Genomic DNA, 12,345 nt, shown 5'->3' with positions numbered 1-12,345 from the left:
TGTAACCCGATGAAGCTTTCCACCTCAGAGGCGGCGCGGTTTATCACCCGCCCTGATACAGGGGCGGCAGGTGTTCTGATCTATGGGGCAGATGCGATGCGGGTGGCGATTAAGCGCCAAGACCTGCTTGCCAATCTTTTGGGGCCAGATGCCGAAGGCGAAATGCGCCTCACCCGTATGATGGGGGCATCTTTGCGCAGTGATCCTGCTGCTCTTTTAGACGCGATTAAGGCGACAGGGTTCTTTCCAGGTCAGCGTGCCGTCTTTGTCGAAGATGCAACAGATGCCGCCGCCGCCGCAATCACAAGCGCCATAAACGCATGGGCTGCAGGTGACGCCCAAATCATTGTGGCCGCAGGGCAACTGACACCACGCTCGGCGCTGAGAAAATTGTTTGAAACCCAAAAATCGGCTTTTTGTATCGCCGTTTATGATGATCCGCCCAGTCAGGCTGAGGTCGAGGCCGAATTGAAAAAGGCGGGGCTATCTGCAATCGCGCAAGATGCCTCTCGTGACTTGGCCGCCCTCGCCCGCACGCTTGATCCTGGCGATTTCAGGCAGCTCTTGGAAAAGCTGGCCCTCTATAAACTGGGCGATGAGAGCCCTCTCTCTTCGGCGGAGATTGCCGCATTGGCGCCTGCCACGATTGATGCGGAGATTGACGAAATCTTACACGCCACTGCCGAAGGCGCCCATGCGCGTGTTGGCGCCCTGATGGCACGGCTTGGTGGTCAGGGGGTCACGGCGGTTGCACTTTGTATCGCGGCCTTGCGCCATTTTCGCACGCTGCATGTGGCTGCCTGCCATCCACAGGGGCCAGCGGCTGGGTTTTCCCCGAAAACAGGGGTCTTTGGCCCGCGCAGGGATCGCATGGTCAAACAAGCGCAGGCTTGGGGCGTTACACGCCTTGAGGATGCGGTGCAAAGCCTGATCGAGACCGATTTGACCCTCCGCTCAAGTTCACAAGCCCCGCAATTGGCGGTGATGGAGCGTAGTCTAATCCGCTTGGCCATGATGTCGCGCAACGCGCGCTAGGCTGCTGCACGCGCTGCCCAAAGGCCCGTGGCAAAACAGGCTGTCAGCAAATAGCCACCCGTGGGTGCATCCCAATCGACCATCTCGCCTATACAATAGACATTCGGCAGGGCGCGAAGCTGCAAAGTCTCGTCTAACGCAGACCATGCGACCCCGCCCGAACTAGAGATTGCGCGATCCAATCCAAACGGGCCGCTGTGGGGGATGGGCAAAGCTTTGATGCGCTCCGCCAACGCTTTCGGCTCAGTGGGCAGGGATTTGCACATTTCGAACAAAACTGCGCGCTTTGCCCCGTCTATCCCAAGGGATTTGCGCAGGATATTCGACAAACTGTCTTTGCGCCTGCCCCCTTTTTCAAGACGCGCCGCAACATCGTCCAGACTGCGGTCAGGGCAGAGGTCAAGGCTGAGCATCGCCCCCTCTCGCATCTCGCGCGAGAGGGGGTAAACCCCGCCACCCTCAATGCCTTTGGCGGAGATCACGATCTCACCTGACACAGATTTTCCGCCCGCGCGCAAGATCAAGGATTTGAGCGGATGACCAAAATGCGGGCGCATATGGTCTGACCATTTGATATGAAACCCCATATTCATTGGCTGAAACGGAACCGTTTCGACCCCGCGCGCGCTCAGATATTCAAGCCATTCGCCGCGCCCGCCTAAATTCGGCCAACTCGCGCCCCCAAGGGCCAAGAGTGTTGTGGTGGCTGTGATCTCACGCGGCCCTTCTGCTGTAGAAAAGCGAAACGCCCCGTCTGACCCCCATCCATCCCATGTGAAATTGCGCCAAATCTCCACGCCCTGCCCGCCCAAGCGCTGCAACCAGGAGCGCAGCATGGGTGAGGCTTTCATCGCCTTGGGGAACACACGCCGTGAGCTGCCTGTAAAGATCGGCTGCCCTAATGTATCGCGGGTAAAGCGTATAACTTCTTCAGGGCCAAAGGCGCGGATCATCGGTGCAAGCGGCGTCGCCGAAGGCCCATAGGCCGCAAGAAACGCCTCAAGCGGTTCGTCCATTGTGAGGTTCAACCCTGATTTTCCCGCCATGAGAAACTTACGCGCAGGGGAGGCTTTGCCCTCCATCAAAACAACCCGCCGCCCAGTATGGGCCAAATAATCGGCAGCCATCAGCGCGCTCGGCCCCGCGCCGATGATCATCACGTCCAATGTGATAGGGTCGCGTTCGCCCGTCATGCTCTGCCGTCAGGGATCATCGCCTTGATGGCGCGCAGCACCTCGGCTTTGCCTGAAATCGCGGCCTCGGCCATATGTTGTGCTTCCTGCCAAAGCGCCTCTTGTGGCACGATTTTGTCAATCAGCCCAAAGGACAGGGCCTCTTTTGAGGTAAATTTTGAGCCTGACAGCAGTAGCAATTTTGTGCGCGCAGGGCCTATGAGCGCAGTCAGACGTTTGGGGTCTGAGGGCTGCGGCAAAAACCCAAGTTTTGAGACAGGGTAAAAAAATGAGGCGCGATAAACACTAAGGCGCAGATCACAGGCTAATGCCATCCCCATAGCGCCGCCTGCCAATGTGCCATTCAGAGCCGCAATCGTCAGGCAGGGCAGCGCGGCAATCGCGCCTGACAACGCCTCCCAGAGGGGCGAGGTAGCCAAACCCGCGCGGGCCGCGTCCAAATCCGCACCTGCACAAAAGACCTTTTCGCCGGCCCCTGTAATAACCAACGCGCGCAAGTTGGGATGCGCCTGTGCCTGTTTGGCGATGTTGACCAAGGTGGCAAGCATATCTTCGGTCAGGGCATTCGCTTTGTCGGGACGATCAAGCGTCACGCGCCACAGCGGTGCTTGGCTTTGGGGCAAGCTTTCTGGGAAACTCTCTAACCTGATCATCGCAAAATTCCTTTTCGCCTCACACAAGCCCCAATTTGCTCCGCAAAGTGGGATCGCGCAGGCTGATATCTTGGCCCAGATGCCCATCCGCTTCGGATGTGGTCATCCACAAGAGCGCGCGCGCCACCCAATGGGGCGCGATATGGTCAGCCCAATCAATCTGCGACACGGGGTTCATCCCACTTGCCCGAATATCGCGTTGCATCTGCGTGGCAACAGTCCCCGGTGACAGCCCAAGCGCACGGATACCTGCATCACGATATTCCAAATCAAGGCTTTGTGTCAGCATCGCCACAGCCGCCTTTGACGCACAATAGGCACTCCACCCCTCATAGGCATTTTTCGCAGCCCCTGACGAAATATTGATGACGGTGCCTACGCCGCGCGCCACCATATCGGGCAAACAGGCCTGTGTGGTTGCAAATAACCCTGTGACATTCACCCGCATCAGATTATCCCACGCCTGCAAATCTGCCTCCCCCATGCGGGCGATGGGCGCAATCAGCGCGCCATTGTTGATCAAGATATCAATGTGGCCAAGCTCGGCTTTGATCTCGTCAAAGAGCGGGGCAATCTTGCCTATCTCACTTAAGTCACAGGGATAGGCCCGCGCCCCTTCACCGATTGAGTTTGCCACGTTTTTTAGATCCGCTCCTGAGCGCGCCAATAATGCAACTTTTGCGCCTAACTGCGCAAAGAGCGCGGCCGTTTCTGCCCCAATCCCACGGCTTGCGCCTGTGATTGCAACGGTTTTTCCCGATAGGTCGGTTTCAAAGAGATGAGACATGATCGCGGGGCTTTCTATTTCTTGGGCAGGCGGATCGGCGCTTGACCTTAAGCGCAGGGGACGAAACATTGGAACATACTGTCGGTGTCGCCGTTGGGCCTCTGAATGTCAAAGATGAATTCAAAATATATTTGGCGTCCAGCTCTATCTATGGCTTTTGTCCTGTCCTCGCTGCCTGCCTTTGCACAAAGCTTCGCGCCCGTTGACATGGCGCTTGAGACGTTCCGCGAAATCGCCGCAGATGCAGGGCATGAGTTCCGCTTTGATGCGCCACAGGTAATCGGCACACAGGTGTTGGTAGAGAACCTGCAAATTATCGAAGCGGATGATCCACATTCGACCGTAGATACAAGCATGAGAACGGCCCGCGCTTTTTTTGCCCTAAACGCGGAAGGTGATGTGGTGATCACACTGCCTGAGGCGATTGTGATCGCGCTGACCCCTACAGAACGGCCCGCGCGGGATCTGGTGGTGGATCTGCCTGCATTGCCTGAGGTGACGGTGCAAAGTGCAAACGGCATAACGCTAACGTGGGATGCAGAAGCAGAAGAATTGGCCTTTCAGGCTTTGGGCGGCGTGTTGATCCAAGCGGGTGAATTTGCCCTGCGCAGCACCACTTTTGAAGGACAATCTTTATTTTCGGAAACACCCATTGCGCATCGTTTTGGACTTGGCACAGTGCAAGGCGGAATCGGGGACGGGGCTTTGGCCCAATTCGCGCTTGAGGGGGCTGCGCTTGCCCTTGACGGCTGGGGCGAGAGAGCTTCACTTGGGTTTGAGGCGGCCAATGGACTGGTGGCCAGCAATCCGATTTCTGCTTTTGCAAAGCCGATGGGGCTGGATCAAGCAGGGCGGCTTGGCTTCGCGCTTGGGGCGGGTAATCTCAGCTACAGGGAAGCAGACGAAAGTCTTGGCGCCAGCCTCAGCACCGATAGCGTGCTTTTGGGGGCCGAATTTGGCGAAGAAATCCCCATTTTGTGGCGCATTGGGCCAAGCCGCTTGGCCGCTAATCTGCCATTATTGAACCGCGAGGGTGGGCCGTTTGCCATCACAGTGTCAGTGGCAGATGCCATGCTCGAACCCCCCGTTTGGGATTGGATAGATAGCGCAGGTCTTTTGCCCCGCGAAACTGGTGCGATTGATCTCGATCTTGCAGGTGATCTGGGGCCTGCCCCCGAAACGGGGATCCCTCTGCCTTTGTCATTGGCGCGGCTGCAAATCAACAGGGCCACCCTCACGGGTGCAGGCCTTGATTTCCGTGCGACAGGTGGGCTTGATCTAACATCTGGCGCAGGGCCATCGCGGGTGGATATCAGCGCGCGCGGGCTTTTCACCTTTCTAGAGGCGATGACCCAGTCGGGCCATCTTGATCCAAGCCAATTTGCGATGATCGCAGGCGCAATTGACCTTTTCGCCACCCGAACCGAAGGCCAAGATCAGCTTGAAAGCGCAATTGATCTGACCCAAGAGGGAAAGATCATGATTGGCGGAATGCCTTTGCAATAAAGGTTAAGGGTGCTTGCGCTGCGTCCTTGCAGCGCTTAGGTCACGCATAGCCCCTGACGGGCTGTTTTGGCCAGAAAGGATGCTTTGCGATGACAGACAGCCCTTCGAACACAGCGGCGCTGCGGGATCTGGCGGAACAGATTTTGGACATTGCCAAATCTGCGGGTGCGGATGCGGCAGATGCGATGGTGGTGCAAGGAGTCTCGCAAACGGTGAGCTTGCGCAATGGCGCGTTAGAGCAGGCAGAACGATCCGAGGGAACGGAAATGGGCCTTCGCGTCATGGTGGGCCAACGGCAGGCTTGTGTTTCGGCGGCAGATTTACGCCCAGACACGCTGCGTGACATGGCCGCGCGCGCGGTGACTATGGCGCGGCTTGCCCCCGAAGACCTAACCGTTGGCTTGGCCGATCCCGCGCAACTCAGCTCAACGCGCGATGCATCAGCTCTTGAGTTAAGCGATAACGGCGCGGCACCTATGCCCGCCGAGATGGAGGATGAAGCCCGCCGCGCCGAGGCTGCGGCCCGTGCCGTTGCCAAAGTGACCCAAATTCAGTCCTCAAATGCAGGCTACAGCCACCGCACGATCTTTCTTGCGGGCAGCAACGGGTTTGCAGGCGGCTACGCCCGCAGTGATTATGGCCTCTCCTGCGTGGCGATTTCAGGCGAAGGAACAGGCATGGAGCGGGATTACTACGGGGATGGCCGTATTTTCCGCAGTGATCTGATTAGCCCCGAAGAAATAGGGCGCGAAGCTGGGATGCGTGCGGCAGCGCGCGCAGGGGCGCGAAAGCCAAAAACAGGGAAATATCCGGTTTTCTTTGATGAACGTGTCTCCTCAACCCTCATCGGTCATATCTTGGCCGCGATCAATGGCAGCGCGATTGCACGCGGGTCGAGTTGGTTGCGCGATGCATTGGGTGAGGCGGTTTTGCCTGTTGGGTTTGATCTGCTGGAAGACCCTTTGCGCAAGCGTGCAGGCGGCTCGCGCCCCTTTGACGCCGAAGGTTTGGCGGCACAAAAGCGCGCCTTCATACAAGATGGCAAGCTGGCCTCATGGGTGCTTGATCTGGCGACTGCGCGAAAATTGGGTCTGGAAAGCACCGCCAATGCGGTGCGCGGGCTCACTAGCCCGCCTTCGCCAAGCGTTGGGAATCTCGCCTTGGTCGGGCCAGAGGTCGAACGTGAGACGCTGTTGCGTGAGATGGGAACGGGGCTATTGGTGACATCCTTGATCGGCAGTTCCATCAACCCAACCACAGGCGATTATTCGCGTGGCGCGTCAGGGTTTTGGGTTGAAAACGGCGAAATCACCTATGCGGTCAATGAATGCACCATTGCAGGAAATTTGCGCGACATGCTTGGCACGATCCGTGCAGCAAATGATGCGCGCCCGCATCTGTCGCGGGTTATCCCCTCGCTTCTGGTAGAGGAGATGACGCTTGCAGGGGCCTGAGCGGCAAGATCGCGATGACCTGACCCTATTGATAGAAGCGGCCCGTGCCGCAGGCGAGATTGCCCTGCGCTATTGGCAAAATGACCCCAAGGCGTGGGAAAAATCCGAAGGGGCAGGCCCCGTCACAGAAACGGATTTGGAAATCGACAAGATGTTGGCGCGCGATCTTCAGGCCGCGCGTCCCAGCTACGGGTGGTTGTCGGAAGAAAGCCAAGATGACCCTGCCCGTCTGGCCGCGGAGCGGGGTTTCATCGTTGATCCCATCGATGGCACCCGCGCATTTATGGATGGCTCTGGTGATTTCTCGCATGCATTGGCCGTTGTGGAAGATGGGCTCGTGCGTGCGGCGGTGGTCTATCTGCCTGCTGTCGGCAGGCTTTATGCCGCTGCGCGCGATGGGGGGGCGCTGTGCAATGAGACACCCTTGCGCATTTCAGGTCATGCCGAAGAAGCGGGCGCGCGCATTCTGACCACCAAGGTCAATTTTGAACCGCGCTATTGGCCGCATGGCGCGCCACCTGTGAGCCGCCATTTTCGATCCTCTCTCGCCTATCGTTTGGCCCTTGTGGGCGAAGGGCGCTATGATGGAATGCTGACCTTTCGCTCAACTTGGGAATGGGACAGCGCCGCAGGCAGTCTTATTGCCGCCGAGGCAGGTGCCAAGGTCTGCGACCGGGAGGGGCAGGCTTTGCGCTTTAACCGCCCCGACCCGCGAAGTGCGGGCGTTTTTGCAGGATCACGCGCCTTGGTGGATAAATTCATGGCGCGGCTTTCGGGTCAAACTGGCTTGACCGCCTGAGCCAAAACCTTAGGGTGCGCGCAGGTTTTCAAGGCTTCTTGTTAAGGAAATAATCTATGGCACAGCGTCTGCATTTGGTGTTTGGGGGCGAATTGGTCGACCCTGCCGGCACGGAGTTTCACGATGTGAACGATATTCATATCGTGGGAATTTTCCCTGATTATGACAGCGCCTATAACGCATGGAAATCTGAAGCGCAGCGCACAGTAGACAATGCGCATATGCGCTACTTCATCGCCCATTTGCATCGCCTGCGCGATGAAGAGCAGGCCAATTCCGCGCAAAGCGAGTAAGGGATTGCATCGAATGCGGTCACGCTCCTTGCTGCTTTGGCTTTATCTTCTGTTTTCGCGTCATGCTACGGGTTTGGCGGAACGGATTTTGGCAGGCCGTTTGGCGCGCGGCAAAGAGGACGCGGCGCGTATCAATGAGCGGCGCGGTATTGCCAGTCAAGCGCGGCCCGATGGGCCATTGATCTGGTTTCATGCGGCCTCTGTCGGCGAGGCGCTTTCCCTTCTTGAGCTGATCCGCCGCATCCGTGAAGAGCGCGAAGACCTCACGATTCTGGTTACGACAGGCACCGTGACATCTGCGGCTGTAATGGGGCGGCGTTTGCCTGCTGATGTAATCCATCAATTCGTGCCTTTGGATATTATAGGTTTTGTTCAATCTTTTCTGAACCATTGGCAGCCAGACCTCGCCATCTGGACAGAGTCCGAATTGTGGCCTGCCATGATCGTTGAGACGCATCGGCAAGGATGCCCGATGATGTTGCTCAATGCGCGCATCTCGCAAGGGTCAGCGCGCAATTGGCGGTGGTTGGGCGGAATGGCCCGCGCGCTGCTGTCGCGCTTTGATTTGGTGCAAGCGCAAGATGATCTGACCGCCTCTCGATTGCGGGGGTTGGGCTTGTTGCCATCTCGCATCGAAGTGACAGGCACTCTCAAGGAAGGTGCGGCGGCGCTTCCCCATGATGAGGCGCGGCGCCAAGATCTCTCGCAGCGCCTTGGCACCCGCCCCGCTTGGGTGGCGGCCTCCACCCATGCGGGCGAAGAGGACTTGGTCTTGGCCGCGCATCGGGCCGTGTTGCGGTCAAACCCGCGGGCCATTCTGTTGCTCGTGCCACGCCATCCTGAGCGCGGCGCAGATATTGCGAAACTCTTAGAAAGCGATGGCTGGGCATTTGCGCAGCGCAGCACAGGCGCTCTGCCTGATCGCGATACCCAAGTGTATCTTGCCGATAGTTTGGGCGAGTTGGGCCTTTGGTATCGGCTTGCCCCGATTTCCTTTTTGGGGGGCTCTTTGGTTGATATCGGGGGGCATAATCCATTTGAACCTGCGGGCCTTGGGTCGGCCATTCTCTATGGGCCATATGTCAGCAATTTCACCGATATTTTTGATCGCTTGCAGGCGGTCGATGCCGCGCGGCAGGTGCGCGATTCCGAAAGCCTCGCTCGTGCAGTGGATGAGTTGATGAACCCAGAACGGGCAGCCGCTATGGCCAATGCCGCATGGGAAGTATCCTCAACAGGGGCTGCGGTGACGGATCGTGCCCTAAATGCTATCCTAGAGCGGTTGGAACAACGCGAAGCGGATCAGCGCAATGCAAGCACCTAGATTTTGGTATCGCGCGCAGCCTAATGCAGTGGCCTATGCCTTGCGCCCACTGAGCGCGCTTTATGCGGCAGGCACGGCGCGCAAATTGGCAACAGGCGCTCGGGCGAAACTTGGCGTGCCTGTGGTCTGTGTTGGCAATTTGACCGCAGGCGGAACTGGGAAAACGCCCACAGTGATTGCCATTTGGGAAATCCTAGCAGGGCTTGGCGCCACCCCCCACATTCTCAGCCGTGGGTATGGTGGAACACTCACCCAAACAGCACGCGTAGACCCGACCCGTCACAGCGCAGCTGACTGTGGTGATGAACCCTTGCTTTTGTCAGCTTTTGCGCCTGTATGGGTGGGCCAAGATCGTCTGCAAAGTGCCAAATCGGCCATTGCGGCGGGGGCCGATATTTTGATCCTTGATGACGGGTTTCAAAATGCAAGTCTGGCTTATGATCTGTCCTTGATTGTGGTGGATGCCGCGCGTGGATTTGGCAATGGTCTGGTCATCCCCGCAGGCCCGCTGCGTGAGCCGATTGCAACAGGCCTTGGGCGTGCGGATTTTGTTCTATCCATTGGCGAGGCAGATCAGCAGGCGGCGTTTTCAATGCGCCATCCAGACCTTCCTTGCCCCCATCTTACGGGCCATCTGGCGCCGTTAAATATGGGGATGTCCTTCCAAGATATGCCCGTTTTGGCCTTTGCAGGGATCGGTCATCCTGAAAAGTTCTTTGCCACATTGCGCAAAATGGGTGCGCGTATATTGCGGGCTGAGGCCCTCAGCGACCACCAACCTTTAAGCGATGCCTTGATGGCGCGGATTTTGCGCGAAGCACAAAGCCTTGGGGCGCAGCCTGTCACAACCGAAAAAGATGCGGTGCGCCTGCCTGATGCGCTGCGGCGTGAGGTGTTGACGGTGCCCGTGCGCCTGCGACTAGACCAAGACCACGCTTTGCGGGATCGCCTTAGCGGGATTTTTTCGAAAAGCCCGTGATACCATCATCCTCGCCCAATTTCGGCGCGGGACGTTCAAGCGCCAAATCAGCCCCCGAAAAATGAAAAGGCGGCCGCGTGCTTGGCACGCCCTCAAGATCAAGGCGAAACCTGCGCGCCACGGCCTGCGGATCGGTGAAGGTTTCTGCAAGTGAATTGATCGGCCCCGCAGGCACAGATTTCACTTCGCAGGCCTCTAATAGGGCAGATTTGCTGAGGCTGCGTGTCTTAGGTTCAAGCGCGGCGTTTAGGCTGTCGCGGTTCTTCACACGATCTGCATTGGTGCGATATCGCGGATCCTGTCCCAACTCCGCACAGTCCAAAATCTCGCATAGTTTTTGGAATTGCCCATCATTGCCAACCGCGATGATGATCCAGCCATCCGCGCATGGAAAGGTTTGATAAGGCGCGAGATTGGGATGGGCATTGCCCATACGATTGGGGGCTTGCCCCGTTGCCAAATAATTCATTGCTTGATTGGCCATCATCGCGGTCGCGGCATCAAAAAGCGCCATATCAATATGCTGCCCTTGGCCTGTGCGCGCGCGCATATGCAACGCAGCCAAAATGGCGTTTGAGGCATAAAGACCAGTGACAATATCCGTGACGGCAACGCCAACCTTTTGGGGATGATCCTCGGGGTCGCCTGTAACAGACATCAGCCCAGACATGCCTTGGATGATGTAATCATAGCCCGCGCGATGCGCATATGGCCCATTTTGGCCGAACCCCGTGATCGAGCAATAAATCAATGCAGGGTTTTCGCGGGCCAGACTTGGGTAATCGAGGCCAAATTTGGCCAAGCCACCAAGTTTGAAATTCTCAATCAAAACATCCGCTTCGCGCGCCAAAGCAATCACGCGGTCGCGGTCTTTGGCGGATTTAAAGTCCGCGATGATGGATTTTTTGCCGCGATTGGTTCCATGAAAATAAGCCGCGCTTTCATCCCCCTCACGAGAGATAAAGGGCGGGCCCCAATGGCGCGTGTCATCACCATCGGGGCTTTCGACCTTGATCACTTCGGCGCCCAAATCTGCCAAAACCTGCCCCGCCCATGGCCCCGCCAAAATGCGGGCAAGCTCTAGAACTTTGACACCTGCAAGGGGGGTTCTGTTCATTGGTTGCGGGCAAGCGCGTCTTCGATCCGCGACGCGATGTCCTCATAGGCCATATTGCCATACAGCGTGCCGTCAATGACCAAGGCGGGGGTGCCCTCAATCGGATATTCTACGCGATTGGCTTCGTAATTATCGATCATGGCCTGCGCGGTTTCGGCATCCTGCATGCAGGCGTCCAATTCTGGATCCGTCAAACCCGCAGAAAGACCTATGCGCCGCAGATTGCCCGCGATGGTCGCAGCATCACCTTGGGTCCATTCCCGCTGCGTGCGGTAAACAATATCGGCCACGCCAAAATAGCGCATTTCGCCTGCGCAACGCGCCACCATGGCCGCCCACAAACCTGGGCGATCAAAGTAAACTTCACGATAAACCAATAGCACTTTGCCTGTTTCAATGTAATCGCGCTTTAGCTGAGGCAAAACTTGTAGGTGAAAAGTGGCGCAATGCGGACAGGTGAATGAGGCATATTCGATCAACTCGACAGGCGCATTCGGATCACCAAGAGCAAAATCCACAATCTCAGGGGCGGCGCTTGCGTCTTGAGCAATGCCAAATCTGGGAAGGGCGGATACAAAAGCCGCTGCGGATGCTGCGATCAAGGCCTGTCTGCGATCCATAATATTCTCTCTCTGTAAATTAGGATGTCTGTTTTCTTATGACGCGCTGCGCCAGACGTTCAAGAGCATCGCGCAACCCCTCATCGGTGATGTGCGCTGCTGCGGCCTTGGCCTTGGCGTTCACGATTTCTATTGCCTCTTGGGGCAATTCTGGCCGGGGGCGTGGTGCGATGAAGTCACGCGCAAGGCTCTGTCCCGCCGTTTGGGTCAAGGATATTTTGGACACAGCATTATAACCATAAGCCGCGTTTACCTTTGTTCTGATATCTTCTTTGCGCATCTCAAGAATTGGGGCATGCGCCCCGCTCGTCAAAAGCACTAAGGTGGCCCCAAACCCATCATGCCCATGCGATAGTTTTACAGGGCGCGCGATATCTGCAATCTCAGGGCCCATGATTTCCCGCCACTGGGTGATCAGCCGTGCCTCAGCGAAACCACGCCGTTCTGCGGGGCTTTTTATTTGCGCCATAACAAGCTTGGCCGCGGGTTCAAACCCACGGTTACGGCGGCTTGCCTCTTTGGGCGGGATATGATCGCTTGCTTTTCTCATCTGTGGGTCAATTTAGGGGGTATGAGACAGATTGA

The 12,345-nt window shown here is 57.3% G+C and carries 13 protein-coding genes; 7 read left to right on the top strand and 6 right to left on the bottom strand.

Annotation, left to right across the window (positions count from 1 at the left end):
• Window positions 1-9: 9 nt before the first annotated feature.
• A complete protein-coding gene (gene holA / locus AAC621_RS05630; protein WP_340252981.1) occupies window positions 10-1,035 on the top strand; it encodes a DNA polymerase III subunit delta in 1,026 nt (341 codons plus the stop codon).
• Here holA and AAC621_RS05625 read toward each other — a convergent pair.
• From AAC621_RS05625 to AAC621_RS05615, 3 genes are read right to left on the bottom strand one after another with little or no spacing between them, the layout of a single operon-like run.
• Window positions 1,032-2,228, bottom strand: a complete 1,197-nt coding sequence (locus AAC621_RS05625; protein ID WP_340252979.1) for a TIGR03862 family flavoprotein — start codon at window positions 2,226-2,228, stop codon at window positions 1,032-1,034. The genes holA and AAC621_RS05625 overlap by 4 nt on opposite strands.
• A complete protein-coding gene (locus tag AAC621_RS05620; protein ID WP_340252977.1) occupies window positions 2,225-2,881 on the bottom strand; it encodes an enoyl-CoA hydratase/isomerase family protein in 657 nt (218 codons plus the stop codon). Before AAC621_RS05620 ends, AAC621_RS05625 begins: the two co-directional genes overlap by 4 nt.
• Before the next feature lie 19 nt (window positions 2,882-2,900).
• Complete coding sequence (locus AAC621_RS05615) at window positions 2,901-3,668, bottom strand: SDR family oxidoreductase (RefSeq protein WP_340252975.1); 768 nt, start codon at window positions 3,666-3,668, stop codon at window positions 2,901-2,903.
• Window positions 3,669-3,818: 150 nt separating this feature from the next.
• Here AAC621_RS05615 and AAC621_RS05610 point away from each other — a divergent pair, with 150 nt between their 5' ends.
• From AAC621_RS05610 to lpxK, 6 genes are all read left to right on the top strand, one after another.
• Entirely contained in the window at window positions 3,819-5,174 is a 1,356-nt protein-coding gene (locus AAC621_RS05610) for a hypothetical protein (RefSeq protein ID WP_340252973.1), read from the top strand.
• 89 nt (window positions 5,175-5,263) lie between these two features.
• The gene (locus AAC621_RS05605) at window positions 5,264-6,628 is read left to right on the top strand and encodes a TldD/PmbA family protein (RefSeq protein ID WP_340252971.1); all 1,365 of its coding nucleotides are present in this window, start codon (window positions 5,264-5,266) and stop codon (window positions 6,626-6,628) included.
• Window positions 6,615-7,427 (top strand): 3'(2'),5'-bisphosphate nucleotidase CysQ, encoded by an 813-nt coding sequence (locus AAC621_RS05600; protein ID WP_340252969.1) that lies wholly within the window; start codon window positions 6,615-6,617, stop codon window positions 7,425-7,427. Before AAC621_RS05605 ends, AAC621_RS05600 begins: the two co-directional genes overlap by 14 nt.
• Before the next feature lie 56 nt (window positions 7,428-7,483).
• Window positions 7,484-7,720 carry a DUF4170 domain-containing protein gene (locus AAC621_RS05595; RefSeq protein ID WP_340252967.1) on the top strand — a complete coding sequence of 79 codons (237 nt, stop codon included), beginning with the start codon at window positions 7,484-7,486 and terminating at the stop codon, window positions 7,718-7,720.
• Window positions 7,721-7,733: 13 nt separating this feature from the next.
• A complete protein-coding gene (locus AAC621_RS05590; RefSeq protein ID WP_340252965.1) occupies window positions 7,734-9,044 on the top strand; it encodes a 3-deoxy-D-manno-octulosonic acid transferase in 1,311 nt (436 codons plus the stop codon).
• On the top strand, window positions 9,031-10,023 hold the full coding sequence (gene lpxK, locus AAC621_RS05585) for a tetraacyldisaccharide 4'-kinase (RefSeq protein ID WP_340252963.1): 993 nt from the start codon (window positions 9,031-9,033) through the stop codon (window positions 10,021-10,023). The genes AAC621_RS05590 and lpxK overlap by 14 nt, the downstream gene beginning before the upstream one ends.
• Here the strand turns inward: lpxK and AAC621_RS05580 are convergent.
• From AAC621_RS05580 to AAC621_RS05570, 3 genes are read right to left on the bottom strand one after another with little or no spacing between them, the layout of a single operon-like run.
• Window positions 9,995-11,140, bottom strand: coding sequence for a CaiB/BaiF CoA transferase family protein (locus AAC621_RS05580; RefSeq protein WP_340252961.1), 1,146 nt, complete (start codon window positions 11,138-11,140; stop codon window positions 9,995-9,997). The two genes, lpxK and AAC621_RS05580, sit on opposite strands and share 29 nt — an antisense overlap.
• Entirely contained in the window at window positions 11,137-11,760 is a 624-nt protein-coding gene (locus tag AAC621_RS05575) for a DsbA family protein (RefSeq protein ID WP_340252959.1), read from the bottom strand. The genes AAC621_RS05580 and AAC621_RS05575 overlap by 4 nt, the downstream gene beginning before the upstream one ends.
• A 19-nt stretch (window positions 11,761-11,779) precedes the next feature.
• Window positions 11,780-12,310, bottom strand: coding sequence for a DUF721 domain-containing protein (locus AAC621_RS05570; protein WP_340252957.1), 531 nt, complete (start codon window positions 12,308-12,310; stop codon window positions 11,780-11,782).
• Window positions 12,311-12,345: the final 35 nt, after the last annotated feature.

The sequence above is a fragment of the Roseobacter sp. HKCC-CH-9208 genome (genome assembly GCF_037805125.1).
GTDB lineage: Bacteria > Pseudomonadota > Alphaproteobacteria > Rhodobacterales > Rhodobacteraceae > M30B80.
The sequence above is the reverse complement of the archived record's forward strand: the minus strand, read 5'-3'. Positions and strand labels throughout refer to the sequence as shown.

Excerpts from the sequence above, each read along its gene's own strand:
- AAC621_RS05580 (WP_340252961.1), bottom strand. The coding sequence starts at position 11,140 with ATGAACAGAACCCCCCTTGCAGGTGTCAAAGTTCTAGAGCTTGCCCGC.
- holA (WP_340252981.1), top strand. The coding sequence starts at position 10 with ATGAAGCTTTCCACCTCAGAGGCGGCGCGGTTTATCACCCGCCCTGAT.
- AAC621_RS05595 (WP_340252967.1), top strand. The coding sequence starts at position 7,484 with ATGGCACAGCGTCTGCATTTGGTGTTTGGGGGCGAATTGGTCGACCCT.
- AAC621_RS05615 (WP_340252975.1), bottom strand. The coding sequence starts at position 3,668 with ATGTCTCATCTCTTTGAAACCGACCTATCGGGAAAAACCGTTGCAATC.
- AAC621_RS05625 (WP_340252979.1), bottom strand. The coding sequence starts at position 2,228 with ATGACGGGCGAACGCGACCCTATCACATTGGACGTGATGATCATCGGC.
- AAC621_RS05570 (WP_340252957.1), bottom strand. The coding sequence starts at position 12,310 with ATGAGAAAAGCAAGCGATCATATCCCGCCCAAAGAGGCAAGCCGCCGT.
- AAC621_RS05620 (WP_340252977.1), bottom strand. The coding sequence starts at position 2,881 with ATGATCAGGTTAGAGAGTTTCCCAGAAAGCTTGCCCCAAAGCCAAGCA.
- AAC621_RS05605 (WP_340252971.1), top strand. The coding sequence starts at position 5,264 with ATGACAGACAGCCCTTCGAACACAGCGGCGCTGCGGGATCTGGCGGAA.
- AAC621_RS05610 (WP_340252973.1), top strand. The coding sequence starts at position 3,819 with ATGGCTTTTGTCCTGTCCTCGCTGCCTGCCTTTGCACAAAGCTTCGCG.
- lpxK (WP_340252963.1), top strand. The coding sequence starts at position 9,031 with ATGCAAGCACCTAGATTTTGGTATCGCGCGCAGCCTAATGCAGTGGCC.
- AAC621_RS05590 (WP_340252965.1), top strand. The coding sequence starts at position 7,734 with ATGCGGTCACGCTCCTTGCTGCTTTGGCTTTATCTTCTGTTTTCGCGT.
- AAC621_RS05575 (WP_340252959.1), bottom strand. The coding sequence starts at position 11,760 with ATGGATCGCAGACAGGCCTTGATCGCAGCATCCGCAGCGGCTTTTGTA.